The sequence below is a fragment of the Citricoccus muralis genome (assembly GCF_029637705.1).
Classification (GTDB): Bacteria; Actinomycetota; Actinomycetes; order Actinomycetales; family Micrococcaceae; genus CmP2.
Map to the genome: position 1 here is coordinate 644,479 of NZ_CP121252.1, position 25,180 is coordinate 669,658.

General features: G+C 65.3%; 24 protein-coding genes and 1 pseudogene. 12 read left to right on the forward strand and 13 right to left on the reverse strand.

What is annotated here, in order from left to right:
• The first annotated feature begins 108 nt into the window (after nucleotides 1-108).
• A complete protein-coding gene (locus P8192_RS02960) occupies nucleotides 109-1,575 on the forward strand; it encodes an XRE family transcriptional regulator (RefSeq protein ID WP_278158379.1) in 1,467 nt (488 codons plus the stop codon).
• A gap of 22 nt (nucleotides 1,576-1,597) precedes the next feature.
• Here the strand turns inward: P8192_RS02960 and P8192_RS02965 are convergent, their stop codons facing one another.
• Together P8192_RS02965 and P8192_RS14485 are read right to left on the reverse strand one after the other, a co-directional pair.
• A complete protein-coding gene (locus P8192_RS02965; RefSeq protein WP_278158381.1) occupies nucleotides 1,598-2,695 on the reverse strand; it encodes a YihY/virulence factor BrkB family protein in 1,098 nt (365 codons plus the stop codon).
• A gap of 143 nt (nucleotides 2,696-2,838) precedes the next feature.
• The gene (locus P8192_RS14485; RefSeq protein ID WP_431521187.1) at nucleotides 2,839-3,108 is read right to left on the reverse strand and encodes a hypothetical protein; all 270 of its coding nucleotides are present in this window, start codon (nucleotides 3,106-3,108) and stop codon (nucleotides 2,839-2,841) included.
• A 31-nt stretch (nucleotides 3,109-3,139) separates the two neighbouring features.
• Here P8192_RS14485 and P8192_RS02975 point away from each other — a divergent pair, with 31 nt between their 5' ends.
• From P8192_RS02975 to P8192_RS02990, 4 genes are all read left to right on the forward strand, one after another.
• Nucleotides 3,140-3,946 (forward strand): electron transfer flavoprotein subunit beta/FixA family protein, encoded by an 807-nt coding sequence (locus tag P8192_RS02975; protein WP_278158384.1) that lies wholly within the window; start codon nucleotides 3,140-3,142, stop codon nucleotides 3,944-3,946.
• A gap of 43 nt (nucleotides 3,947-3,989) precedes the next feature.
• Nucleotides 3,990-4,976 carry an electron transfer flavoprotein subunit alpha/FixB family protein gene (locus P8192_RS02980; RefSeq protein WP_278158386.1) on the forward strand — a complete coding sequence of 329 codons (987 nt, stop codon included), beginning with the start codon at nucleotides 3,990-3,992 and terminating at the stop codon, nucleotides 4,974-4,976.
• 389 nt (nucleotides 4,977-5,365) lie between these two features.
• Nucleotides 5,366-6,445, forward strand: a complete 1,080-nt coding sequence (locus tag P8192_RS02985) for a cytochrome b/b6 domain-containing protein (RefSeq protein ID WP_278158388.1) — start codon at nucleotides 5,366-5,368, stop codon at nucleotides 6,443-6,445.
• 34 nt (nucleotides 6,446-6,479) lie between these two features.
• Complete coding sequence (locus P8192_RS02990; RefSeq protein WP_278158390.1) at nucleotides 6,480-7,583, forward strand: enoyl-CoA hydratase/isomerase family protein; 1,104 nt, start codon at nucleotides 6,480-6,482, stop codon at nucleotides 7,581-7,583.
• Between the two features lie 21 nt (nucleotides 7,584-7,604).
• On the opposite strand, the gene P8192_RS02995 is transcribed toward P8192_RS02990, so the two are convergent.
• Nucleotides 7,605-8,570: a YeiH family protein gene (locus P8192_RS02995; RefSeq protein WP_278158392.1), complete on the reverse strand. Its 966-nt coding sequence runs from the start codon at nucleotides 8,568-8,570 to the stop codon at nucleotides 7,605-7,607.
• Between the two features lie 141 nt (nucleotides 8,571-8,711).
• Here P8192_RS02995 and P8192_RS03000 point away from each other — a divergent pair, with 141 nt between their 5' ends.
• Both P8192_RS03000 and P8192_RS03005 read left to right on the forward strand, forming a co-directional pair.
• Nucleotides 8,712-9,830 (forward strand): thermonuclease family protein, encoded by a 1,119-nt coding sequence (locus P8192_RS03000; RefSeq protein ID WP_278158394.1) that lies wholly within the window; start codon nucleotides 8,712-8,714, stop codon nucleotides 9,828-9,830.
• 43 nt (nucleotides 9,831-9,873) lie between these two features.
• On the forward strand, nucleotides 9,874-11,127 hold the full coding sequence (locus P8192_RS03005; protein ID WP_278158396.1) for an MFS transporter: 1,254 nt from the start codon (nucleotides 9,874-9,876) through the stop codon (nucleotides 11,125-11,127).
• Nucleotides 11,128-11,156: 29 nt separating this feature from the next.
• Here the strand turns inward: P8192_RS03005 and P8192_RS03010 are convergent, their stop codons facing one another.
• The 4 genes from P8192_RS03010 to P8192_RS03025 are packed head-to-tail and all read right to left on the reverse strand — an operon-like array spanning nucleotide 11,157 to nucleotide 14,519.
• Nucleotides 11,157-11,894: a DsbA family oxidoreductase gene (locus tag P8192_RS03010; protein ID WP_278158398.1), complete on the reverse strand. Its 738-nt coding sequence runs from the start codon at nucleotides 11,892-11,894 to the stop codon at nucleotides 11,157-11,159.
• Nucleotides 11,895-11,930: 36 nt separating this feature from the next.
• Nucleotides 11,931-12,779 (reverse strand): bifunctional hydroxymethylpyrimidine kinase/phosphomethylpyrimidine kinase, encoded by an 849-nt coding sequence (thiD, locus tag P8192_RS03015; protein ID WP_278158400.1) that lies wholly within the window; start codon nucleotides 12,777-12,779, stop codon nucleotides 11,931-11,933.
• A 33-nt stretch (nucleotides 12,780-12,812) separates the two neighbouring features.
• Entirely contained in the window at nucleotides 12,813-13,346 is a 534-nt protein-coding gene (locus P8192_RS03020) for a hypothetical protein (RefSeq protein WP_278158402.1), read from the reverse strand.
• A 30-nt stretch (nucleotides 13,347-13,376) separates the two neighbouring features.
• On the reverse strand, nucleotides 13,377-14,519 hold the full coding sequence (locus P8192_RS03025) for a 4-oxalomesaconate tautomerase (RefSeq protein ID WP_278158404.1): 1,143 nt from the start codon (nucleotides 14,517-14,519) through the stop codon (nucleotides 13,377-13,379).
• Nucleotides 14,520-14,601: 82 nt separating this feature from the next.
• On the opposite strand from P8192_RS03025, the gene P8192_RS03030 reads away from it, so the two are divergent.
• The gene (locus P8192_RS03030) at nucleotides 14,602-15,252 is read left to right on the forward strand and encodes a GntR family transcriptional regulator (RefSeq protein WP_278158406.1); all 651 of its coding nucleotides are present in this window, start codon (nucleotides 14,602-14,604) and stop codon (nucleotides 15,250-15,252) included.
• A 285-nt stretch (nucleotides 15,253-15,537) separates the two neighbouring features.
• On the opposite strand, the gene P8192_RS03035 is transcribed toward P8192_RS03030, so the two are convergent.
• On the reverse strand, nucleotides 15,538-15,912 hold the full coding sequence (locus tag P8192_RS03035) for a PH domain-containing protein (RefSeq protein ID WP_278158408.1): 375 nt from the start codon (nucleotides 15,910-15,912) through the stop codon (nucleotides 15,538-15,540).
• Nucleotides 15,913-16,049: 137 nt separating this feature from the next.
• Here P8192_RS03035 and P8192_RS03040 point away from each other — a divergent pair, with 137 nt between their 5' ends.
• Both P8192_RS03040 and P8192_RS03045 read left to right on the forward strand, forming a co-directional pair.
• Complete coding sequence (locus P8192_RS03040) at nucleotides 16,050-16,781, forward strand: PIG-L deacetylase family protein (protein WP_278158410.1); 732 nt, start codon at nucleotides 16,050-16,052, stop codon at nucleotides 16,779-16,781.
• 49 nt (nucleotides 16,782-16,830) lie between these two features.
• Nucleotides 16,831-17,442 (forward strand): RraA family protein, encoded by a 612-nt coding sequence (locus tag P8192_RS03045; RefSeq protein ID WP_278158412.1) that lies wholly within the window; start codon nucleotides 16,831-16,833, stop codon nucleotides 17,440-17,442.
• A gap of 99 nt (nucleotides 17,443-17,541) precedes the next feature.
• On the opposite strand, the gene P8192_RS03050 is transcribed toward P8192_RS03045, so the two are convergent.
• Complete coding sequence (locus tag P8192_RS03050; protein WP_270106206.1) at nucleotides 17,542-18,534, reverse strand: VOC family protein; 993 nt, start codon at nucleotides 18,532-18,534, stop codon at nucleotides 17,542-17,544.
• A 96-nt stretch (nucleotides 18,535-18,630) separates the two neighbouring features.
• Complete coding sequence (locus P8192_RS03055; RefSeq protein ID WP_278158414.1) at nucleotides 18,631-19,560, reverse strand: LysR family transcriptional regulator; 930 nt, start codon at nucleotides 19,558-19,560, stop codon at nucleotides 18,631-18,633.
• Between the two features lie 135 nt (nucleotides 19,561-19,695).
• Here P8192_RS03055 and P8192_RS03060 point away from each other — a divergent pair, with 135 nt between their 5' ends.
• Nucleotides 19,696-21,069 carry an aminomethyl transferase family protein gene (locus P8192_RS03060; protein ID WP_278158416.1) on the forward strand — a complete coding sequence of 458 codons (1,374 nt, stop codon included), beginning with the start codon at nucleotides 19,696-19,698 and terminating at the stop codon, nucleotides 21,067-21,069.
• A gap of 35 nt (nucleotides 21,070-21,104) precedes the next feature.
• Nucleotides 21,105-22,112 (forward strand): ABC transporter substrate-binding protein, encoded by a 1,008-nt coding sequence (locus P8192_RS03065; RefSeq protein WP_278158419.1) that lies wholly within the window; start codon nucleotides 21,105-21,107, stop codon nucleotides 22,110-22,112.
• Here the strand turns inward: P8192_RS03065 and P8192_RS03070 are convergent.
• The 3 genes and pseudogenes from P8192_RS03070 to P8192_RS03080 all read right to left on the reverse strand — a co-directional run bounded on the left by P8192_RS03070 (nucleotide 22,109) and on the right by P8192_RS03080 (nucleotide 25,177).
• The gene (locus P8192_RS03070) at nucleotides 22,109-22,573 is read right to left on the reverse strand and encodes an aconitase X swivel domain-containing protein (RefSeq protein WP_270106202.1); all 465 of its coding nucleotides are present in this window, start codon (nucleotides 22,571-22,573) and stop codon (nucleotides 22,109-22,111) included. The genes P8192_RS03065 and P8192_RS03070 overlap by 4 nt on opposite strands.
• A pseudogene (locus tag P8192_RS03075) lies at nucleotides 22,570-23,850 on the reverse strand (aconitase X). The gene P8192_RS03070 and the pseudogene P8192_RS03075 overlap by 4 nt, the downstream one beginning before the upstream one ends.
• On the reverse strand, nucleotides 23,834-25,177 hold the full coding sequence (locus P8192_RS03080) for an FAD-dependent oxidoreductase (protein WP_270106201.1): 1,344 nt from the start codon (nucleotides 25,175-25,177) through the stop codon (nucleotides 23,834-23,836). The pseudogene P8192_RS03075 and the gene P8192_RS03080 overlap by 17 nt, the downstream one beginning before the upstream one ends.
• Nucleotides 25,178-25,180: the final 3 nt, after the last annotated feature.

A 25,180-nucleotide genomic window follows, 5' to 3' on the forward strand; every position in this document is an offset into this window, starting at 1 on the left:
CCTCCTCGGTGCGACACATCAGTCAAGAAATCGAACTCTTCGCGAAGCTTCGACGCTGAATTAGTCATCCTGGTACAAAGAACGCGAAAAATTGTCTACTCTAGAGGTATGACCTCCACCACATCTGTTGCTCGCGCGGGCGAGGACATGGGCCTCGACGCCGTACTCTTGGGGCGCCAGCTACGGCATTTGCGCAACGAATCAGGCAAGACCTTGGACCAGCTGGCCGAGATGGTCGACGCGACGCCGTCGTTCCTTTCCCTGGTGGAGAACGGCAAGCGTGAGCCGCGATTGTCCCTGCTGACACGGTTGGCCGGAATCTACAACACCACGGTGGATGAGCTGCTTACCGCCCAGCCGCCATCGAAGCGCGCGGCACTGGAGATCACGGTGGAGAAGATGCAGCGGTCCGCACACTATGCCTCGCTCGGGCTGCCCACCATCAAAATTTCCTCGCGCACCCCCACCGAAGTTCTCGAGGTGATCGCAGGGCTCCAGGGGGAGCTGCGGCGCAAGATGGAAGAACAAGCTGCCACCCCGGAGGAAGCGCGCCGGGCCAATGTGGAATTACGCGAAGAGATGCGCGCCTGCAACAATCACTACCCGGAGATCGAGCGCAAAGCCCAGGACTTGCTGGATGCCGTCGGGCATTCCGGTGGTCCGCTGAGTCACCACGCTGCTGCTGATCTGGCCGAGCACCTGGGGTTTTCGGTGCGGTTCGTGCCGAATCTTCCGCACTCCACCAGGTCGGTCACCGACCTGAAGAACATGCGCATCTACCTCTCCCAATCGCGCAGCCCCGATCACGAGCCACGCTCGGTGCTACTGCAGGCCATCGGCGCCTATGTGCTCAAGCACGGTGAGCCCGAGAGCTATTCGGAATTTCTGCGGCAGCGGGTTTATACCAATTACTTTGCCGCCGCGCTGATGATGCCCGAGAAAGAGACGGTCAAGTTCCTCAAAGCCGCCAAGGAACGCCGAGACCTGGCCATCGAGGACCTGCGCGACGCCTACGGGGTGTCCTACGAATCCGCCGCCCACCGGTTTACCAACCTGGCCACCGTGCACTTAGGGATTCGCTGTCACTTCCAGAAGGTGCACGAATCCGGGATCGTGCACAAGGCTTATGAGAACGACGGCGTGACGTTTCCGGCGGACCACACGGGCGCCATCGAAGGGCAGCAGATCTGCCGGTACTGGACCTCGCGAGAAGTGTTTGGCGTGGTCGACCGTTTCCGAGCCTTCAACCAGTACACCGATACCCCCGCGGGCACCTATTGGTGCACCGCGGTGGTCGAGGGGCACTCGTCTGGTTTCTACTCGTTGTCGATCGGGGTGCCATTCGATGAGGCGAAGTGGTTCCGAGGGAAGGAGACCACCTCGCGCTCGGTATCACGGTGCCCGGAGCGGGGCTGCTGCCGCGAACCCTCCGAGGAGCTCGAAGCCGACTGGGGTGGCCATGCCTGGCCCGCAGCCCGGGCGAACGCGCACTTGTTGGCCGCGATGCCGCCCGGGGCGTTCCCCGGTGTGGACGAGGTCGAGGTCTTCGAGTTCCTGGCGGCGCAGCAGGACTGATGCTCCGGCGCGATGAGCTAGCTCAGTCCTCCGGGTCATGCAGGGCGCGGCGCAGGTTGCGGCCCTCGGCCACGATCTCGTCGTCGCCTTCCTTGAGCTTCTCCACCTTGGCCACACCGCGCGGAGGCAACTGCAAGTCCTCCTCGGCGGGCAGTCCGGTCTGCAGTTCGCGGGCGCGCTCGATCTCGACGTCGAGCTCTGCGCCCATGAGCAGCACAATGTTGAACACCCACAGTACGAACAGCAGCGCCATGATGGTACCGATCATCCCGTAGGCGGAGTAGCCGGCGAAGTAGGTCAGGTAGATGATCATGGCCACCCCGGCCAGGGCGATGCCCACCAAGGCGAAAATCGCGCCGATGGACAGCCAACGGAACCGCGGCCGCTGCACGTTCGGGGTGAAATGGTAGAGCACCGCGATCAGCCCGATGATGATCAGCAGCACCACCGGGTACTTCACCCATTCCCACACCGGCAGGAAGGACTCGGTGAGGGTAGTCAGCGTGGGCTGCAGGCCCAGCGGCTCCACCAGCGGGGCGAAAAGGGAATCCACCAGAGTCCGGTTCAGCGCCAGGGAGACCAACACGACGACGACGCCCACCAGCATGGTTAGCGTGACCGCGAGCATGGTGAGGGTCTGGGCCACGAAGCCGCGCCCCTCGGCCACCCCGTAGATGGTGTTCATATTGCGGGAGAACGCCTTGACGTACCCGGAGGCCGACCACAGCGCGGTGGCGATACCGATGACCAGGGCGATGATGCCGCCGGCGGTGGAATCCATCATGGTCTCCACCAGGTTCAGCACCAGCGGCTGGTAGTCCACCGGCACCGCGTCGGTGACGACGTCGTCGATCATGCTTCGCACCGTGTCTGCATTAGAGGCCAACACCAGGGACAGGATCGAGAAGATCGCCAGCAGTGCCGGGGCCAGCGAGAGCACCATGTAGTAGGTGAGGATCGCCGAGAGGTCGGTGCCGGCGTCCAGGCTGAACTTCTTCACGGCACGCTTCAGCGCGTATTTCAGACCGGGGCCGGTGAGCTTGCGGGCAGCATCGTGCTTGTCGGGGACGGGGAGGTCCTCGTTCTCGAGGGTGCGGTCGATCGCGTCACGGGTGCCCATGTGAGGTGTGGCCCTTCCGGTGGTGAGTATGTTCCCACACAGTGTAGGAAATACGATGGCGGCCGGGCACCCTTCGTGCACGGTGGAGTTCTCCAGGTGCACGGAGGGCGACCGACCGCCGTCGTGGGGTGAGCGTCAGTGGGTCAGACGTCCACCGACTTCCGCTGGCGCAGACGCCGCCAGACGGTGAAGATCAGCACCGCCGCCATCAGGCCGTACAGCACCCAGGTGATGGGGCTTGCTACCAGAATGGAGGCGTCGCCGCCGGAGGACAGCAGCGCGTTGCGCAGGCTGGTCTCGGCGAGCGGGCGTGAATCGCTGAACCGGCCCGACGCAAAGGATGGCTCTAGACCGGCAGAGCGGTACCATCGATACGGAAGTCCCTTATCTGAATCGATACTGCGTTGAGGCATCCGTGCGCCGGGTGCAGCAGAGGAGTGTTCCGTGCGAATCGTTGTGCTGGCCAAGCACGTCCCCGACACCTGGTCAGACCGTCATCTCGACCTGACCACCGGAGTTATCGACCGCCAGGGTGGCGAACAGGTCCCCGATGAGATCTCGGAGCGCGCCCTGGAGGTGGCGCTGCGCTACCGCGACGCTGCTGGTGCTGAGGGAGCCGAACCCGTGGAGGTGATCGCGCTGGCCATGGGGCCGGCCGAGGCCTCGGCGATGTTGCGCAAACTGCTGGCCATGGGTGCCGATGAAGCGGTGCTCGTGACCGACGCTGAACTGGCCGGAGCCGATGCCATGCGCACCGCCCGGGTGCTGGCCGGAGCCGTGCGTCGACTGGGGGCCGACCTGGTGCTGGCCGGGGACCGCTCCACCGACGGCGGCACCGCGGTGGTTCCGGCCATGCTCGCCGAACTGCTGGGTGCGGCCGTATTGCCGGCCGCTGAGAGCGTGGAGATTTCTGGCGAGGGGGTGCACGCGGTGACGGTGACCGATGGCGCTACCGTGCGGCTGAGCTCCGGCTACCCGTGCGTGGTGTCGGTGACGGATCAGGTGGGGGAGCCGCGGCTGGTGAAGTTCACCCAGATCATGGCCGCCAAGCGTAAGCCGTTGCAGACCTGGTCGCTGGCGGAGCTCACCGAGGGTGCCGACGCCGGGGCGCTCGCCGGAGCGGCGTCGTCGGTGATGGTCTCCGCGCAACGCCGCGAAGCCAAGAAAGCTGGTGTACTGATCAACGCCGCGGACGACGACACGGCCGTGCAGCAGCTGGCCGACTTCTTGTCGTCCCGACGCCCGCGCTGAGACCGTTCGAGCCGACGCACCCCCTGAGCAGGAGAGTGACCCGATGACCCAACCAACCCCGACCATCGTGGTGGGCGTGGAAACCGACGCAGCCGGACAGATTCATCCCTCTGCCGCGGAGCTGCTCGGTGCCGCCTCGGCCCTGGGCGAGACAACAGCGATTGCCGTCGCGCTGCCGGGCGGCGCCGACGAGATGGCGCGCCAGCTGGGACGCGCCGGTGCGGCCAGCGTGGTGATCCTGGAGGATGCCACTCTGGCTGAGACCTTCGGCACCCCATTGTTGGAGGCGCTGAGTGAGGCGGTGGCCGGGTTCGCTCCCGACGCCGTGCTACTGGCCGCGACGACCGTCTCGAGCGCGGTGGCCGGGCGCCTGGCCGTGCGCGTGGATGGGGCGGTGTGCGCCGATGCCGTCCACGTGGGCTTGCAGGACGGGGAGATCGTGGCCGGGCACTCCGTGTTCGGCGGCGACTACGAGACCGTCTCCACCGTGGACGGCGGACCCCGGGTGATCACCGTGCGCCTCGGCGCCGTGGAGACCCGGGCCGACGCCGTGGCTGAGCCCAGCGTCCAGGTGCTGGAGGCAGCCGCGCCGCAGAGTGTGGCGGGTGCACGGATCGAGGCCTGGAAGAGTGCCGAATCCAGGGGAGACCGTCCGGAGCTGCGCTCGGCGCGCACCGTGGTGGCCGGCGGGCGCGGACTCGGCTCGCGCGACGGATTCGGCCTGGCCGAGCAACTGGCCGACGAGTTTGAGGGCGCGGTCGGGGCCACCCGCGACGCCGTCGACGATGAGTTCGCCCCCGCCTCCGCACAGGTAGGCCAGACCGGCGTCACCGTTTCGCCGGACCTCTACATTGGTCTCGGTGTGTCCGGCGCCATTCAGCACCGCTCCGGAATGCAGACCGCCCGCACGATCGTCGCCATCAACACCGACGAGGACGCCCCGATCTTCGAGATCGCCGACTTTGGCGTGGTGGGCGACGTGTTCACCGTCGTGCCCGCGCTGCTCGACGAGCTCCGTTCCCGCGGCTGAGCCGAGACAGAACTGACTCGAATTCGTTCCCCATGACCGACACCCCGGACCAGCCTCAGCGACGCCCCTCCCGTATGGGGCGCCCCGCGTCGACCCCGGGGCCGGACCAGACCGAGTCGCCGGGCGCAACCAAAGGGACCGCTGGACCATCGCGAATGGGGCAGACCACACCGTCGCGAATGGGTGAGCAGCGCCCGAGCGAAAAGTCGCCTTCCCGCATGGGCGGCTCTACGCAGCCCATGTCAGATTCATCGTTAACCAGACAAAAAAGTGCCCCAGGCACTCCGAATCTGTCTGAAAAGCGAGGAATTCGCGCCGAGGAGACCGCCCGCCCGTCTCGGATGGGTGAATCGAAGCCGTCACGCATGGGTGGGCAGAAGCCGCCACGCATGGGTGGTTCGTCCCCGTCCCAGCCCGAGGCACCGAATTTCAGGCAGAAGGGCGACTCCGAGACCTCGGATCGGTCCGATCAACGGCGTCTGGGCGCGCCAGAGGACGAAGCGGTCCAGCCTGCACCCCAGCCCACTTCGGACCGTCCGCTTGACATCACGGAGCTGCGCCCGGGGAAGTGGTCCTGGCTCAGACGCGCGGTGAAGGTGGTCGCGCTCGCCGTCGTCGTGGCGCTGATCCTGGTGATCGCCGCCCGCTGGCTACGCACCCTCGACCCGGTGGCCGAGTTCATCGCGGCCTACCCGGGCCACCTGGAGCCGAACGACACGACGGATTCCGGCTTCCCGGCCTGGCTGCGCTGGCAACACTTCCTGAACTTCTTCTTCATGGTGGTGATCGTCCGCACCGGATTCGGGCTGCGTTCCGAGCGACCCGCCGCCTACTGGCAGGCCCGCCCTCGCGGGTTCTTCGCCGCCGGACGCGCCCGCCCACCCAAAATCACGCTGGGGCAGTGGACCCACCAGATGGTCGACGTGCTCTGGGTGCTCAACGGGCTTGTGTTCGTGGTGCTGCTTTTTGCTACCGGCCACTGGGCGCGCATCATCCCCACCAGCTGGGAAGTCATCCCGCACTCCATTTCCGTGGTGATTCAGTACCTCTCCCTGGACTGGCCGCTCGAGAATTCGTGGGTGCACTATAACGCCGCCCAACAGCTGGCCTACACGCTCACCGTGTTCGTCGCCGCCCCGCTCACCGCCCTCACCGGCTGGCGCGTCTCCAGCTGGTGGCCCGACACCCCGGGGCTGAACCGGGCCTTCCCGCTTGGTGCCGCCCGCCTGGCCCACCGACCCCTCGCCGTGTACTTTGTGGCGTTCGTGATCCTGCATGTCGGGCTGGTGCTACTCACCGGCGCCCAGCGCAACCTCAACCACATCTTCACGGGACGCGACGCCGCTGACGCCTGGGGGATGGCCGTATTCCTGGGCGCCGTGGCCCTGTCGGCGGTGGCCCTGCTGCTCACACGCGCCCTGTTCACCGCACCCGTGGCCGCCCGCACGGGAACCGTCACCCGACGCTAGCCCCACCCGTGGCCCCAGTGTCAGAGTGGAGCCCATGACCCACTCGACCGCACCCACCGAAGCGACCGCACCCACCGCCACCGACGAACTCATCGTCACCCGCCGCGGCTCCGCCGCCCGCCTCGGTCACCTCGAACTCAACCGGCCCCGGGCCCTGAACTCACTGAGCTTCGCCATGGTCCAGCAGATTGACGCCACCCTGCGGGACTGGGCCGATGACGACGACGTCGAGGCCGTGCTGATCACCGGAGCCGGCGACCGCGGCCTGTGCGCCGGCGGAGACATCGTCGCCGTCTACCAGCTCCTCACCGGCCAGCGCGCCACCGAAGCCGAGCATTTCTTCTTCGTCGAGTACGGGATGAATCACCGCATCGCGCACTTCCCCAAGCCCTACATCGCCCTGATGGACGGCATCGTGCTCGGCGGCGGACTCGGGGTCTCCGCCCACGGCAGCCACCGCGTGGTCACCGAGCGCACCCGCATCGGCATGCCCGAAGTGGGCATCGGATTCACCCCCGACGTCGGACTGTCTTACCTGCTCTCCCGCGCCCCGGGTCGCACCGGCATGCACCTCGCGCTCACCGGTGCACACGTCTCCGGCGCCGACGCGATTTACCTGGGGCTGGCCGATCACTTCGTACCCTCCGAGCGACTCGAGCAGCTGCGGCTCGATCTGGAGACCCTGCCCCCAGACGAGGCCATCGCCCGCCATGCCACCGCGTCTCCGGCATCGGAAGTGCAGCAGCAGCGTGACTGGATCGACCGGTGCTACGCTCCCGAGAGCCTGGCCGATATCATCGGCGCACTCGACGCCGAAGCACGTCGCGGCAACGACAGCGCCCGCACTGCCGCCGATACCTTGCGCCGCGTCTCGCCCACCGCCCTGGCGGTCACCCACGCCGCACAGCTCCGCCTGGCCACCATCGGATCCCTGGCAGAGGCACTGACCCAGGAATACCGCATCGGGGTCCACCTGATGCACGGGGCGGACATGGTGGAGGGCATCCGCGCCCAGGTGATCGACAAAGATCGCAGCCCGCGCTGGTCACCGGCCCGCCTCGAGGAGGTGAGCGACGACGACATCGCCGCCCACTTCGACGTCCCCGCCTCCGGTGACTTCGAGTTGCCTCGCAGCTGAATCAAGGACACAACCCTGGGGCTACACGAGCAGCGCGCCGGCCCCGCCCACGGCCAGAATCACCAGGGTCGCCCCCGTACCCAGGACCACGGGGCGCAGTCCCACGGCGGCCAATGACCGCAGATGCACGCCGAGCCCCAGTGCGAACATGGCCATCATCAGCAGAGTGGACTGCACCACTGCGACGACGTCGATCACCGGCTCCGGCACCCACCCGGTGGTGCGTAGCAGCATTAGCACGATGAACCCGAGCACGAACCACGGCACCAGTGGCGGACGCTCGACTCCACTCTGCCGCTGTGCGGCGGCCAGCCCCATCAGCAGCGGTGCCAGCAACATCACGCGGGCCAACTTCACCGTGACCGCCACTGCCAGTGCCGTGGCGCCAACCGTGCCACCGGCCGCCACTACCTGGGCCACTTCGTGGGTCGAGGCGCCCACCCAGATCCCGGAGGCTCGCTCGTCCAGGCCCAGCCAACTGGTCAGCGCAGGAACCAGTGGAATCATCAGCGTTCCGAAGAGCACCACGAGTCCGACGGCAGTCGCCACCTTCTCCTTGGAGGCCTTCAATACACCTTGGGCACCGGCCACCGCGGCCGCACCGCAAATAGAAAAGCCAGCCGCCACCAACAGGGTCAGCTCCCGGTCGACCTGCAGCCACCGGCCCAACAGCACGGTGGCTCCCGCTGTCACAGCCACCGCCGCCAGCACGACGGCGATCACCCCGAAACCCAAATCCAGTATCGCGGTCAAGGACAGCTGCAGCCCTAACAGCACGATGCCCCAGCGCAACAGGGTCTTTGCGCTCAGCGCGGTGCCCGGGTCGAACCGCTGCGGCACCGGTGCCAGATTCCGCCAGAGCACACCCACCAGGATCGCCAGCAACATGGGTGGCACTCCCGGAATCAGCAGGGATATACCCCAAGCCAGGGCGGCGACCGCCGCGCAGAGGAGCACTCCGGGAATCTGTCGGGCTGAAATCGTCACCCGATCGAGTCTGCCCCCGCCCGCGGGCGTTGTAAAGCACTCCACCAACCCGCATTCCACCGCGTGACCAGGAATCGCCCAGTATCGTTGCGATAGAATGCCACAGTCCCATTTCTCGACACCTCAAGGAAGTCCGACTGCATGGCCACCTATCCTGCCTCGCGGCGCATGTCGCCAGCGGTGCTGATCTCCCTCATCGTGGTTGCGGCCGTGTTGCTGGGTCTGGCCACACTGACCGTGATTCGCCAGCTCACGCGTGAGCAGACTCCCACCACGGTCACCGAGGTGCTGAGCGGCCAGTCCATGTCGGTCGAGCGCGCCACCGGTCCGGACACCATCCGGCTCACCGGCGTTGCCGCCCCGCTGAGCCCGAGCGAAGACGCCGACGAGACCCTCAACACCTGCATGAGCTCAGAGTCAACAGTGCACCTGGCCGAGCTCGTTCCGAACGGTTCCGAAATCGAGCTGAAGCATCCCGGTTACGCCGGTGCACCCGGCGGAGAAACCTGGGGCATGGTGACCGTCGACGGCGAAGATCTCTCGGTGGCCATGGTCCGCTCCGGACTGGCTGTCCCCTCGCCGGAGAGCGCGATGGACGAGCAGCAGTCGCGCGCCCTTGAAGAGGCGCACCAGGAAGCCAAGGACGCCGAGGCCGGAATCTACTCCACCGACGCCGAGTGCACTCTGCCCGCGCAAATGGGACCCATTCTGGAGAAGATCCAGGAGATCCCGGAGGGCACCCCGTCCTCGCAGGAGGAGCTCGACGAGATGAACTCGGTCTATACCTCTTTGATGACCGAGGCCCAGAATGCCCGTGCTTTGCTCGCCAATATTCCGACCACCGGTGAGTCGGTGAGCGCCCTGGCCTGGGGCGAGGAGAAAACCGTCTACGCGGATCAGGTCGACACGATCATCGCCGACATCGAATCCTGGGGTGAGGGCCTGCAGGAGTACCGCGACCAGATCCAGGAAGAACAGCGTCAGGCGGAGGAAGAAGCTCGCCGCGCCGAAGAAGCGCGTCAGGCCGCAGAAGAGCGCCAACGTGCCGAGGAAGAAGCTCGCCAGCAGGAAGAAGAAGAGCAGCGCGAGCAGGAGGAGCAAGAGCAGGAAGAAGAGGAGAGCGACGAGGAGTCAGACTCCGATTCAGACTCCGGCTCTGGTTCTGACTCCGGTGGCGGAGACCGCGGAGACCGCGGAGACCGCGGAGACCGCGGCGATCGTGGCAACCGAGGTGGCCGCGGTGGCGACTCCGACGACTGAGTCGTCTGCCTGAATACCTCAGCCGAGAGGTAATGTGATGGCTATGCCATCTTCAGCGGGGCCACAGGGGGCCGTTTCCGCGACTCCGACGCCCGGTGCCCGCGCCTGGATCATCGTTTTAGTCTGCGGCGTGGTGGCTGCCATGCACGTCTGGAAACTGCCCGGGGCGATGGACTTCATTCGTGCCGATCTGGGCATGAGCCTTGTTCAGGCCGGTGCCCTGCTCGGGATCGTGCAGGTCGCCTCGATGATTCTCGGGCTGGCGTCATCCCTCTTCTGTGAGCGCATCGGGCTGCGCACCAGCCTGGCGCTCGGCCTGGGGCTGCTCGGCGGGGGCTCGGCTCTGGGCGCGGCTGCGGAACATACTTGGATGCTGATGGCCACCCGCGCCGTCGAAGGCATAGGTTTTCTTCTGGTCACCGTCGTCGCCCCGCCCTTGATCCGGAGGATCACCCCTGCCGAGCGGATTAACACGGCGATGGGTTGGTGGTCGGCGTTCCAGGGGATGGCCGTGTTTGTGGCGGTTCTGGCCTCCACGCTGCTGCTCTCCGGTGCAGAGGTGGTGAGCTGGCATGCCTGGTGGCTGATCATGGCTGTGCTCTCGGTGCTCATGATACCGCTGGCGCTGTGGCGCATCCCCACCGAATCCGGTACGGCAGTGCGGGTGGGGGAGGCGTTGCGCCGGATCGGGCGCACCGTGTCCGCCGGCATGCCCTGGGTCTGCGCGGTGATTTTCGCCTGCTACACGCTGCAGTGGGGTGCGATCATCGGGTTCCTGCCCACTATTTTCGGCGACGCCGGGGTGCACGGGGTGTGGGTCGGTGCGGCCACCGCCGTCGTGGGGCTGGTTAATGGTGTCGGCAACGTGATCGGTGGCCGACTGCTGCAGCGCGGTGTGGCCCCGAGGTGGCTGGTGACTACCGGGATGATCGCGATGATCGTGACCACCGTGCTGATTTTCGCCCCCGATTGGACCCAGGTGCCTGGCGGGCTGTGGGTACAGCTGGTCGCGGCCGCGGTGTTCTCCGGGATTGCGGCGCTGATTCCTTCGTCCATGACGCGCGTCGGCGTGGACGCGGCCCCGGCCGATGGGTCACCGGCCGCCGTGATGGGGCTGATGAACCAGGTGTACAACGGGGCGAACTTTGTGGGCCCGGTGCTGCTGACCTCAATCGCCACCGCTGTGGGCGGCTGGCATCTGTCGTGGACGATGACCGTGACCGCCGCCGTGATCGGCCTGGTGTTGGCGCTGGTGTTCCTTCGCCGGCCGTGGTTGACGGTGAACGTCAGCGGCTGAACGATCGACTCACTGATTCCGCTGCGGGATCAGTCGCAACCGTTCGGCCCACAGGCCTGGCCCTGTAACGCGGCGTCAGCATCATCGGCAGCATCGGTGACGATGGGCTTCAGCGGGCTGCGCTGCGTGTGCTCCTGGTAGGCCTGGGTGAGCGCCTGCAGGAAGGTAGCCGGTGGTTGCGCACCCGAGAGACCGTAGCGCTCATCGAGCACGAAGAACGGCACCCCGGTGACCCCATACGCGCGCGCCTGGGCGAGGTCCGCCCGAATGGCGTCCTCCCACTGAGCGTCGTTGAGGGCTTCCTGAACCTGTTCCTCGGTGAGCCCCGATTCCACCCCGATGCGGGTCAGCACCGCGACGTCCGCAATGCTTTCTCCGCGCTCGAAATGCGCGTTGAACAGGCGCTCCTCCACCTGGATGGCTGCGTCTGCAGAGACCGCCTTTGCACGCTGAATCAGGCGGTGGGCGGTCCAGGAATTGGCCACCACCAGGGAATCGAAGTCGTAGTCCAGACCCTCTTCCTTGGCCTGCGCGGTGACGTGGGCGAGCATCTGCGCGACTTGCTTGGCGGGAATGCCCTTCACCTGTGAGAGGTACTCAGACTCGGAGCGGTGATCGTGCTCCGGCAGGCTCGGATCCAGCTGGAACGAGCCGAACTGGATGTCGAGTTGGTCGCGATGTGGAAACTGCTCGAGGGCGGTGGTGAAACGGCGCCAGCCGATATAGCACCAGGGGCAGCCGACGTCGGAGAAAATCTGAACCTTCATAGTTGAACTAACCCGACGTCGTCCGCTGCTATTCCCTCAGGCGCGCAGCCCGCCCTGCCACAGCACATCGAAGGGGGTCTGGCCGGCGACGCGCTGGCGGATGCCAGCCGTGACGAACTCCTTGGCCCGGTGTGCGGCGTCCAGTTCCGTGGCGCCCTTGGCCAGCTCGGCGGTCACCGCGGCGGCCAGGGAGCAGCCGGCGCCGGAGACGGCATGCTCGCCCACCTTCGGCGAGGAGAGTACCTCGAGGGTGGTGCCATCGTAGAAGACGTCGACGGCGTCGGGACCCTCCAGGCGGATGCCGCCCTTGGCGAGCACCGTGACCCCGGAAGCGTCGTGGATGCGCCGAGCCGCTTCCTTCAGGTCCTCGAGCGAGGAGATGCTGATCCCGGAGAGCTGTTCGGCCTCGAAGTGGTTCGGGGTGGTGAAGGTCGCCAGCGGTAGCAGCTGCGCTTTGAGCGCCTCATCGGTGTCGAGGGCGTGGCCGGGCTCCTGGCCCTTGCAGATCAGCACCGGGTCCAGCACCACGTTCTCCCATTCTTGGGTCTTCAGCGCGGTGGCCACGGTCTCGATGGTGGCGGGCGAGCCCATCATGCCCAGCTTGGTGGTTTTCAGCACGCCGGCGTAGTCGGTCAGGATGGCTTCCAACTGGTCAGCGATCACCGAAGCCTCCACCGGAACGAAGCGGTGGTTCCAGTTGTTCTTCGGGTCGAAGGAGACGATGCAGGTCAGGGCGATCATGCCAAACGCGCCCAGTTCCTGGAAGGTGCGCAGATCGGCCTGAGCGCCGGCGCCTCCGGTGGCTTCCGAACCGGCGATGCTCAGCGCCAGGGCCGGGGTGGTGAGATCAGAGGCGGATGCGGGTGCGGCGGTGGTATCGGTCATGGAACCTATCGTAGAACCCCGGTGCCGTTCAGCTCACATCGAGGGACGTTGCGTGTCCTCGTCGCGCGTGTCTACGACCGGCTCTGTCTCGGCCTCGACGTCGATCTCAGGCTCGATGACGCGGGTCAGCGGGATCGCCGCGAGGCGCCCTAGGGCCAGGAGGATCGCGGCCGGGAACCCGACCAAGGGGATCAGCAACGGGACCAGGCCGCCGGTTTCGGCCAACAGCACGGCCAAGCCATAGAGCAAGCCGATGAGGGCGTACCCCAGTACGTGAACCGAGTGGTTGAGCTGGTGGCGGAACACCCGGTTGATGAGCAGCGCCAGCGGCAGCCCGATGATGAGCCCGGCCAGCCCCACGATGGTCAGCAGCGGAGTGAGGTCACCGACCTGCTCGCGCACCGGCAGCATGTTCAGTACCAGCACCACCACGGCCATCACCATGTTGGGCACCAGCCAGGCGACGATGAGCCCGAACACCGACATGGAGAGTCGGGGCAGTGCGGATTTCTCCCGTAGGCGTGAGGGGCGGGAATGCTTGTATTTCTGGGGGACCGGAGTTGTCATCGCGACGATTCTATCCTCTGTACGCTCCGGCTATCCTTCTGTCTCGGCGAAGGTCATGCCGTCCATGAGCTTGCGCGCGGTGGAGACCGAGGCGGTACGGGTGACCTGATCGCCGTCCGTCTCGACGACGATCGTGGTCTGGCCGGTGGGATGCTCAACGACGAGGGCGGCCGCGTCGTCATTCGGGTCGCCGGGCCGTGATGAGTGGGCCCGCCGTGCGAGCACGGTGCCCGGGATCCTCCACGCCGCCCCGACGGACGCCGCTGCGAAAACACCGATCGCCTCGTGCACGCGGTGCGGGATGAAGCACCGGGTGGAGAAGTCACCGCCGGACTGGGCGGGGGAGACTAGGCAGATTTTTGGCACGGTGGCTTCGGTGACATCACCCAGACCCATGGAGCGCCCGGCCTTCAGGCGCAGTTCCTCGATGGAGCCGCGCAGATCAGTGTCTGCTTCGAGCTCCTCCACGGTCTCATCGCCGTTGAGTCCGAACGCGGAGGCATCGAGCACCACCACCGGCATGCCATTGTCGATGCAGGTGGCCTCCACCCGGGTGGGCATCGGGCCGTGCTCGGCCAGACGGAAGGTGTCGAGGGCGGTGCCCGTGGGGAACAGGGCGCCCGTGGTGCCGCCGGCGACGTCGCGGTACTCCAGGGTGATGCCGGCCGCGGTGCCGGGTACCCCCACGATGGCAGTGTCGCCGGTGTAGCGCACCGTCCCGTTCGGCGTTTCCACCGTGGCTAGCGTGGCGGAATTCGAATTCAGCAGATTGATGCGCACCGTGGTGGTGTCCCCGGTGATCGGCACGATCCCCCGTTCCAGAGCGAATGGGGCCACCCCGGCGAGGATGTTGCCGCAGTTCTGCCGGTCGCTGACGATGGCCTGATCAACGCTCACCTGCAGGAACAGATAGTCCACCGAGCCATCGGAATCACCATTCTCGTCGCGACCGGCAGAGACCACGGCGACCTTGGAGGTCAGTGGGTGTGCCCCGCCCAGCCCGTCGATCTGGCGCCGATCGGGGGAGCCCATCAGCCGCAGCAGCAGCCGGTCCCGCTGGGCCGGGTCGTCGGGGAGATCGTCTGCGAGAAAATACAGTCCCTTGGACGTACCGCCGCGCATCTGCATGCACGGCACCTCGGTCCAGGAAGCGGAGTCTGAAGCTGACGGCACGGCAACCCTTTCGCTCGAGCTGATTGTCTACAATATTGTGTAACAATCTTGACCCACTGTGCCATATCTTGAGGAGACCTCCGTGAAAACCTCGCGCCCCGTCACGGCGGCTGACGTTGCCCAGTACATCCGCACCTCGATCACCAGTGGCGAGATGGTCCCGGGGCAGCGGCTGGTCGAAGCTGATCTCGCTGAGGCGGTGGGTGCCTCTCGCGGGCACGTGCGCTCCGCGCTTGCCGACCTGGCCGTGGAGGGTCTGATCGAGCGGATCCAGAACCGCGGGGCTCGGGTGCGCCAGGTGACGCTCGAGGAGGCGCTGGAGATCATCGAAGTGCGCGCTGCGGTGGAAGCGCTGTGCGCGGCGAAGGCGGCCGAAAAAGTTTCGGAAGACGAGATCACCGAGCTGCGAGACATCGGCACCAACATGACCGATGCCGTGGAGACCGGCAACCAGGCCGCTTATGCTCGCGGCAATGAACTGCTGCACGCCGCTATCATCCGGATTGCTGATCAGAAGACGGCTGCTGAGACCATTCGTCGTCTTCAGGCGCAGGCGGTGCGCTATCAGTACCGACTCTCCGCTCAACCCGGACGCTCGCAGGTGTCCCTGCCGGAGCACTTGGCGATCATCGAGGCGGTCTGCACCCGTGACGCCGACGCCGCGCGCGACGCCATGCACGCCCACTTGAGCTCGGTGGCCGGAGCTATTCAGGGCGTCACCAGCGCCGGGTAGGCGGTATCTATTGCTTAGCGCGCTGTGACCTGAATGCCATGGCCGTTCCGACGGAAACGCGGATCGGCGTGGCGATGAACAAGGTGACCGTGAGAAGTGTCAATGGTTCATTGAAGAGCCACAGCAAGAGGATGCTCGCGGCACCAACGGCAGCTCCTGCCATGATGTGCTTCGCATACATCAATAAGATTTCAGGGTCGGCGTTGAGATGACGTCCTGAGGATCATGTTAACGGTGCCGTTGGGAAACGGCACACGAGATGCTGCCGACCCCGCTCGGGTCAGGTCACAGCACGTACCCCGCGATGAGCTGGGATAGCATCCGGATGTCTACGTTGTCCCTGAATTCGAAGCGCACCTTGCCGACGCTGCTGAACCATAGATCCAGTTCGGCATCCAGATCGAAAGTTCCTGCTGTCTCTACGGAAAAGGCCTGAACCTTGGAAAATGGCAGGGAAGTGTAGTCGCGTTTCTTGCCGGTGATGCCCTGGATGTTGACGGCGATCACGCGCTTGTTGGTGAACGCGATGAAGTCCCGGATGCCCTTGAAAGTCTGGAGAACATTTTCCCCTTCGATGAGCAGTGGGCCAATCTCTTTCTGGAGTGGCTGAGGGTCAACTGCGCTGAGCTTGTAGAAGCCGCCGTTCTGAAAGTCGATCATGAAGTGCATCTTAGGGTCTGTGATGGACACGATAAGTCGCGCCGGGTCATGATTGTCAACAATTTTGGTGGCAATTTGCTGTCCGTCGTTCTAAGCTGGTGAACGACCAGTGATGTCGAGGCTGCGGAGGCAGAGCAATGACGGAGAATTCTCGTACAGGACAGCGGCTGTTGGTGGTGGGTGCGCACTCGGCAGATTTCGTGTGGCGCGCCGCCGGCGCGATCGCCAAATTCGTCGACGCCGGCGGTGAGGCTACCGTCGTCGCCCTGACTTATGGCGAACGCGGCGAATCCGGCGAACTGTGGAAGCAGGAAGGCCAGACCGAGGAAAACGTGAAGAAGATCCGCCACGGCGAGGCCGAGCGGGCGGCTGGACATCTGGGTGCCAGCTTTGTGGCCTTCGACCTGGGTGACTACCCGCTGGTGAACGACCACTCCGACATCGAGCGGTTGGCTGAGCTGATGCGTGACTACGCTCCCACCGTGGTGATGACCCACCCGGATCAGGATCCGTTCAACCCGGATCACCCCGTGGCCTATGAGATGGTGCAGAAGGCCCGGCTGATGACCTCCGGCGCCGGCGTCGAGTCGGGCTTCAAGACGGCTCCGCCCTCGGAGTTCCTGATCTTCGAGCCGCACCAGCCCGAGCTGTGCGGCTTCACCCCGACGGTGTTCGTCGACATTACCTCGGCGTTCGAGCGCAAGAAATTGGCCATGGCTGAGATGAAAGCCCAGCAGTACCTGCAGTCCTACTACGCCGAGCGCGCCGAGCACCGAGGCAACCATGCCCGCAAGGTCACCGGCAACAAGGACATCCGTCAGGCCGAGGCGTTCATGCGCGTGGTTCCGAACGTGATCGACACAGTGTGACCCAGCACACTGGTATCGTCGAGACTCGCACACGACCCAGGGGGAATGAATGACTGAGAATACTGTAGCGTCCACGATGACCGAGGCCGAGCTGCTCGAGAAGTTTGCCGAGATTCCGTCGGCGCCGATCAGCGACGGCCAGGACCGCCTGAACGTGCTGGATGCCGGGATCAGCTCCGTGTGGCCGAGCCCGGGCGCGCGCTTGGTGGGCCGCGCGGTGACGCTCACCGTGGGCGGCGGCGACAACGCTGGCGTGCACGCAGTCGTCGACTCGCTGACCGAGGGGGATGTACTCGTGATCAACGGTCAGGGGCTCACGCACCGCGCCCTCATCGGCGAGCTGATCGCCTCGCGCGCCAAGAAGCGCGGCTGCCGCGGATTCGTGATTGACGGTTGCGTGCGCGATGCCGTGGACCTGCAGGAGATTAACTTCCCGGTTTTTGCCCGCGGCGTCACTCCGGCCGGCCCGTACCGCAATGGTCCCTACCGCATCGGCGGCCCGGTGGCTGTCGGAAATGTGGCGGTCAGTCCGGGCGACCTGATGATCGGCGACGACGACGGTGTCGTCGTGGTGGCCCGCGACGAAGCGGAGCAGGTGCTGGCCGCGGCCCAGGCCAAGCTGGTGGCCGAGGAGAAGCAACGCGCCGAAATCGGACTGTAAGTCAGTCGATGGTCGCGTAGTGATCTCGCACGAAGCGGGCCCGGATCGCCAAACGGCGGTCCGGGCCCGCTGTCGTTGCGGAGCCCCCGGTGAGGGTGCTCAGGCGTGCGGGTTCTCCGTGGCGTCCGCGTTCTCGACTACCGGGGTGCCGTGGGTGTGGAAGGTGGAGATGGTCTTCATGCCCCAGGCCTGGCCCTTGGCGCGCTCGCCCTGGGTCCATGGGATCGGCTTCCAATCCGGGGCCAGGATCAGGCGCGAGCCCTGGTTGGCCAGCTCGATGCGGTTGCCGCCGGGCTCCCACACGTACAGGAAGAAGCCCTGCTGAATGGCGTGCTTGTAGGGGCCGTACTCGATGAAGATCCCGTTCTCCAGGAAGATGTCCGCGGCCTTGAGGATGTCCTCACGGGTGTCGGAGGCGAAGGCGATGTGGTGCAACCGACCCGGGGTGCCCGTCCAGTCATCGGAGTAGACGACGTCGTAGGACTTGTTGCCGTAGGTGAACCAGTGCCCGCCTACATCGCCGTCGTCGAGCTGAATGAACTCGGTGGTGTACCCGCCCAGCACCTGCTCGGTGAAGTCGCAGACCCCGGCCATATCTGCGGTGAGGTAGTTGATGTGGTCGAGGCGACGGGCGTTGGCGCCGAATCCGGGGAACTTTGCGGCCTGGTTCTTTAGGGCCGGCCGGTCGGTGTCATCGGCTTGGTACCACTCGGTGTCGAAGTAGACCTCCATGAGGTGCTGGTCCGGGTCAGTGAACCGGTACGTGCGGCCGCGCCCCATCTCGCCGTCGACCCAGCCCTCGCCCTGACCGGAGGCCTCGATGCGCGCCACCAGTCGCTCCAGTGCTTCGGGGCTGTTCGCGCGCCAGCCCACACGGCCGACACCGGCGTGCTCGCGCTGGGTGAGCTTGATCGAATAGGGCTCGTAGTCATCCCAGCAGTGCAGGTAAGCCGACTCGTAGCCGTTTTCGGTGGTGTGGCCGACGTCGCGCATGGCGAGCAGGTCACGGAAGAACCACAGGGATTCCTCAAATTTCGGCGTGTACAGCTCCACGGTGGAGAGATGGGCGATGTCGCGGATGCGCTCGGTCATAGGGCCCTCCCGGCAGGACTCATTTTCGGAACAATATTGTCAACAATATGATAGGTCGCGTGTCCTGCCCTGGCTAGGGGCTGGCAGAGTCTCGTTTCAGTCCAGCCGCTCCTCGGCGCCCATGGTCTCGAAGTGAGTCGGCAACCCGATGGTGGCCCGCAGCACCATCCGGTAGAGCCAATCCAGTCCTGAGCCTTCGTGGGTACCGGGGCGCCGGTACACGGCCAGCCGGATCGGATCCATCTCGAAGGGCAGCGGCTTGACGACGATCGGCCAGGAGCGCGCCCATCCTTCGGCCAGGGAGCGCGGGGCGACGGCGAGCAGGTCCGGGGACTGCAGGATCAGCGAGAGCGTGCTGGCATAGTGCTGCGCGACCACCGCGGGCTCCGTGTAGGCCGCCGCGCGCCGCTCCACCGCTTCCAGATGCACGGCGCTGGAGTCGCTGGCGACGACGACCCGGGGTGTGGTCAGGTACGTCTCCAGAGTCATCTCCTCGCCGGCGACGGCGTGGTCGGCCGACATCACCACGCAGTAGGTCTGCGTCTTGATCGGAGTGCGCTCCAGATCGCCGGGGATCTCCGCCGGGGCGATCGCCACATCGGCCAGTCCGCGGTGGAGCCACTCGTCGATGTCGTGCTGCTGCAGCAGGAAGCTGCGCACCCGCACCTGCGGTGCCTCTCGCCGGATATCGGCGACGATATTGGCCAGCCAGCCCACCTCGCCGAGCTCGGACAGGGCGATGCGGAACTGACGGGTCGAATGCTGCGGATCGAACGCAGTGAGCTTGTCCATGGCGCCGTCGATGCCGAGCAGTGCGTCGCGGAACGCCGGGTAGATTTCCTTCGCCAGCGCGGTGGGCTCCATGAAGCGGCCCCGGCGCTGGAACAGCGGGTTGTCGAGGGAGGAGCGCAGCCGTCCCAGGGACTGGCTGACGGCCGACTGGGTCACGTAGAGCCGGTCGGCGGCGGCGGTCAGGCTCCGGGACTCGTAGATCGCGGCGAAGACGCGGACGAGATTCAGGTCCATGGGCGCCCCTCCCGATGTAGTGTGACGCGGATAACTATTAGTGATTCTAATGCGGTGCTCCGCGTGCGGTCCCTAGGGTCGAGGTAATCCACTGCCAGCGCACCGTTGGCAGGCCGATCCTGACGAAGGAGCCTCATGACCCTCACCGCCACAGCGACGACCACCGCCGCCGAAGCGATCGCCACCGCGGGAAGCGCCGTCGACGCGCTGCGCAACGCGCAAGCCAAGCCCACGGTGTTCCCGGTGCAAGCAGAATTCACCAACTGGCGCTCGGAGCAGCGGGCCTGGCGCGAGGGGGTGGCCCTGCTGGATCAGTCGCATCACATGACCGACCTGTTCATCTCCGGACCCGACGCCCTGCGGCTGCTCTCGGATACCGGCGTCAACAATGTCAGCCGGTTCCGCCCGCAGATGGCCAAACAGTTCATCGCTGTCAACCACGAGGGCTACCTGATCGGCGACGCCATCCTGGTGTATCTGGAAGAGGAGTCTTTCGACCTGGTGGGCTGGCACATGGTGCTGGACTGGGTGCAGTTCATCGGAGAGACCGGAGACTACGATGTCACCTTCGAACGTGACGCCTCCTCGGCGGTGCGCCAGGGCGATCCGACACTGTACCGGTACGAGGTGCAAGGACCGGACGCCGAGAAGCTCATGCAGAAAGTCAGCACCATCGAGGTGGCCCAGACCAGGTTCTTCGGGATGCTAGAATTCGAGATCGCCGGTCGGCGGATTCCTGCGATCCGGCACGGCATGGCCGGTCAGCCGGGGTTCGAGATGTGGGGACCGTGGGAAGACCGCGAGGTGATCCTCCAGGCGCTGGTCGAGGCCGGAGCGGAGTTCGACCTGACTCGGGTGGGGTCGCTGGCCTACTCCGTCGCCAATCTCGAATCGGCGTGGGTGCCCTCTCCGCCGGCCGCGATCTTCACCGGAGAGCGCATGGAGGAATACCTGGACTGGCTGCCCGCCGCGCGGATGGGATCGATCGCCGGCAGCCTGGACTCCGAGGACATCGAGGACTATTACCTCACCCCCTTCGACCTCGGCTACGGATTCGTCATCGACTGGGACCACGACTTCATCGGCAGAGAGGCGCTGCGCAGCCACGCGAAGGCTGCATCGCGGAAGAAGGTCACCCTGGTGTGGGACCCGGAGGAACTGGCCGCAGCCCAGCGCACCCTCTACGAGGAAGGAGTGCCCGCCAAGTTCATCAACCTCCCGAAGGCGCGCTACGGGCAGTTCCAGACCGACCGCGTGCTCCATGACGGCAGGGACGTCGGGATCTCGCTGGACGCCGGCTACCTGGCCAACGAGCAGGCTTTCGTCTCCCTCGCCACCATCGAGGAGGAGTTCTCGGCTCCGGGGACCGCGGTGACCCTGGTGTGGGGCGAGGACCCTGCCTCCACCAAACCCGCCGTCGAGGCGCACCGACAGATCCAGATCCGCGCGACCGTGCAGCCCGCACCGTACTCGCGCTTTGCCCGCGAGAATTACCGACGCAACAGCTGAGCCGTTGCCGTCACCGGCGCGGAGAGGAGACAGACATGCATCAGCGAACCATGACACGGCGCGCCGTGCTTCTGGGCGGATTGGGACTCGGCGCCGCCGGGGTTCTGCTCGGCTGCGGGGACGGCTCGCCCTCGGCAGGGACGACCACCGGCGCGTCCCGAGCAGCGACGGGTGGCGTGGAGGAGGTCGGGGTGCTGCCGATCGTCGACGTCGCCACCATCTTCATCGCCAAGACGCAGGGGATCTTCTCCGACCACGGACTCGAGATCGAGACGACGCTCGCACAGGGAGGCTCTGCGATCGTGCCCGCTGTGGTTTCTGGGGCGAACCTCTTCGGATTCTCCAACCTCACCTCGCTGCTCATCGGACGATCGCGCGGGCTGGACCTGGTCACGGTGGCGCCCGGGTCCGGGTCCAACGGGAGGGACGGCCAGGATTACTTCGCGGTGTTGGTCCGAGACGATAGTGAGATCCAGAACGGGGCTGACCTGGCGGGGGCGTCCATTGCCGTCAACACCGTCCAGAACATCAACGACACCACGCTGAATGCTGCTGTGCGGGATGCGGGTGGCGACCCCGAGGGTATCGACTACGTGGAGGTGGCGTTCCCGGATATGCCGGCGGCCCTGGAGAACGGCCAGGTCGACGCAATCGCGGTGGGGGAGCCCTTCCTGACGATCGCAAAAGACCAGGGTGCCCGGGTGGTGCTCTCCAGTTATGCGAAGCCCATCGACCGGTTGACGGTCTCGGCGTACTTCACCACACAGGAGATCTGGGATGCGCAGCCGGAGCGGGTCACTGCGTTCCAGAGCGCGATGGCGGAGGCACAGTCCATTGCGCGGAGCGACCCGGATGCTGTGCGCGCGGTGCTGCCCAAATACACCAGCCTGGACGCGGATCTGGCGGAGCGGATCATCCTTCCCGACTTCCCGGAACGCATCAACCAGGACTCGACCCAGCAGCTTGCCGACTTGGCGGAGGCCGATGGGCTGCTGCAGAACTCGCTGTCGGTGACCGATCTGCTCGGGGAGGGGTCGTACTAAACCAGCACCGTCACCGTGCCTTGGTCTCCATCGACGATGACGGTGTCGCCCGTGCGGATGATGTGCACCGGGTCGACGGAGAATTCGCTGACCGTCGGAACTCGCGTCACGACTGCGCCCAGGACTGCTTTGGAAGTGACATGGGTGAACACCATGGCTAAGGGGGCCGTGCCCAACAAACGTGTGCTTTGGAAGAAGCCAGACCACCCAGACGATCCCTTGGCCCCGGGAAAAACCAAAACCTTGTCGGTGAAGCAGACACCGCGCAGGGGATGGCGTCGTTCGACGATGACTCCGGTGGAGGGGTCGATGCCGCCCCATCCGGAGATCTGCTCGGTCGAGACCAACGCCTCACCTCGTACGAGCCCGGGCACGATGCCTCGCCCCTGAAGAATTCTGTTGGACTCGACTTGTGGTACAGAATCCGCGGTCAGTGGTTCGTGATGACGGAGTGATGTCATGCCAATTCTCCTCTCCATGTACCGGTGAGTGCGGCCTCGACGCATTCTCTGGTGGTCCCGAACCACGCTTCGATTCCTAGAATCGCCGGCAAATAGTGGGCTTGTTTTGCACTGTCGGTAGCGAAGACCTGACATCCTTTCGGTGCGGTCCTCGACATGGCCGGGCAGGAGTCCGTCAGGACCTTGCCTCCAGCGGCTTGAATAGTGGCAATATCGCCGTTCCGCTGTGCGACCGACCGTAGCGCCCGAGGCGTCATGACCCACAACTCAGTACCTTCGTGCAGAGTTTTTCCGTCGAGCAGAGACGCGATCTCTCGGATCTGCTCCAGTGACGCATGGGGACATCCCAACAAGACGAAATCGACGTCGTCGGAGGATCCCTGGTCGTTGAGGGTCTCGTAGGCACGACGACGATCTTCCGAGGTGTAAGCGATCTCCGTCGGCACCGGTTGGTCCCCGAATGCCGCCTCGAGTGTGGGCGCTTCCGGTGTGAAACCAGGCATATGAAAAATCTCAACACCGCCACTGGTCGCCAGGGCAGCACCGAGATGCTTCAAATCGGTCGCGGTGGGAAGACCGAGTTCTCCGGTGAGGACTGGCCGCTCTTCCTGGACGATTCCACCGACGTGGTATCCGAAGAGTCCCCAATCGAGAAAAGAATCGATCCGGACTTCAGACGAGAAAAGATGGGTGCCGTAGCGGTTTTCATCGAGGTGATTTCCCCAATAGGGGACCCGTCCCGTCAATGAGGCTGCGCCGGTCGACGCCGTGCCTTCGCAGTTAGATTTCGCGCCGATCACCGAATTGGCATAGATCACGGCTGAGGATTCCATCCACGCGATGTGTTCGCCCCGGACGGGCAGGTTCCCGACCTAATAGGGAGTGCAGGTGGCGAGGATGTTGATACCGCGATCGCTGGCGAACGCTTCGGCGTCTTCCTGCTGCTGTACGAGCTCTTGGCGGTAGGGAATGGTGCCGATCGCATCTGCGCCGAAGCCGTGTTGCAGCTGACAGGTGGGGACCTTCATGGAAGGGATGGAGAGGTCTTGGTCCGAATCAAGGTTGATGACCGCGAAGGCTTTATCCCAACCATGTTCGGCGACGATTTTCTGTTTCGCCGGTGTGGGCTGTGTCGAGGTTCCGGCGACGTTGCGGACCTCGCAGAGTCGCTCTGCATCCAGCCCCTCGCCGTAGCGGATGAGCAGGTCCATGGCAGCGGCAACGGCTTCACCCTCGACGCCGTCTCGCATCATCTTTTCCTCAGTGGTGAGCTGCATCTGAAACCCTCCCGTCCGATCCCGCACCTACTGGTGCGGGTCCATCGATGTTCTTACTGACCCGCTGACGCAGATCGTTGAGATTCAGGTCGCTGAGTGCACCGCCATGTGTCAGGTCGAGCGCATGCGCGGCAGCCTCGCCCATGGCGGCGCACGGTCCCATCACTCGAATGCTGGACAGTGCTGCCGCGTCACCATCGACGCAGCGCCCGGCGGCCAGGAGATTGACGGCTCCCCGGGGCGTGATGCTGCGCAAGGGGATGTGATGGACGTGGTCGGAATCGAACTGCTCCCACACATAGCCACGAGGCTGGTCGTGGAGCTCGATGGGCCACGACGTCCGAGCAATGGAATCGTCGAAACGGGTTCCGGCGCGCACCTCGTGTTCGGTGAGTTGATGCTCGCTCAGAATCCATCGAGTCTGGCGGCGTCCCGGGAGTCCGTAGAGCCGGACTTTTGCGTCACCGAAGGCCTCGGGAAAATCTTCACGCAGGAAGTCCAAGACGCGGTCGGCTTGATCTTTGCCGCGGATTTGCGCCTCGGCGGCTGCCACCGCCGACAAGGGAGATTCGATGTGGGTCATATTGAGCACGGCTGTGTCTCGACCCGGGAAGAAGAAGGCGAGTCCGTCCTTGCGGATCAGACCGAAATCTTCGGCTCGATCCTGGAGCCGTGCCGTCAGATCCGCCGCGTCCGGGGCCTGATCTGGGCGAAGGTTCTCGATGCGCACCTGCTGAGAGCCCCAAATGGTTCGCTCGGGGACCTGGCATGGCAAGCCAGCCTCCCAGGTCAATGCCGCGTCGCCGCTGGCATCAATAAACGATGCTGCCTGGATGCGGGCAAATCCGTAGCGGGTGGCAAAAGTGACCGAATCAAGGTGCCCACCGTCGTTCTCCACCGAGAGGATGGATGCCCCCGTCAGTGGAATGACTCCTGCCTCGACAACCTGCTGTTCCATCCACCGGCCGACCGCGTGCTCGTCGTAGTTGACGGTGATGGTGTGACGGTAGTTGTGCGAAATGTCGCCCGCCGGCTCGAGGTCTCGGAACATGGGGTCGAAAATTCCGTGTGTCAGTTGCTCATAGGCCGGACCATTTCCGTAGATTCCACAGAACAAGCCGATCAACGAGTTGGCACATTGGCCACCTAAAACAGGGAGGGCGTCGACGAGTGCCACGCGGCGGCCGAGCTGTGCTGCCGTCAGCGCGGCCGAGATGCCGGCAATGCCGGCTCCCACGACACAGATGTCAACGGATAGTTCCTCGACAGAATCGGGTTGTGGTTTGGTGACTTCGTGTACTTTGACCTCGGTCAGTGCGTGAGGCATGGT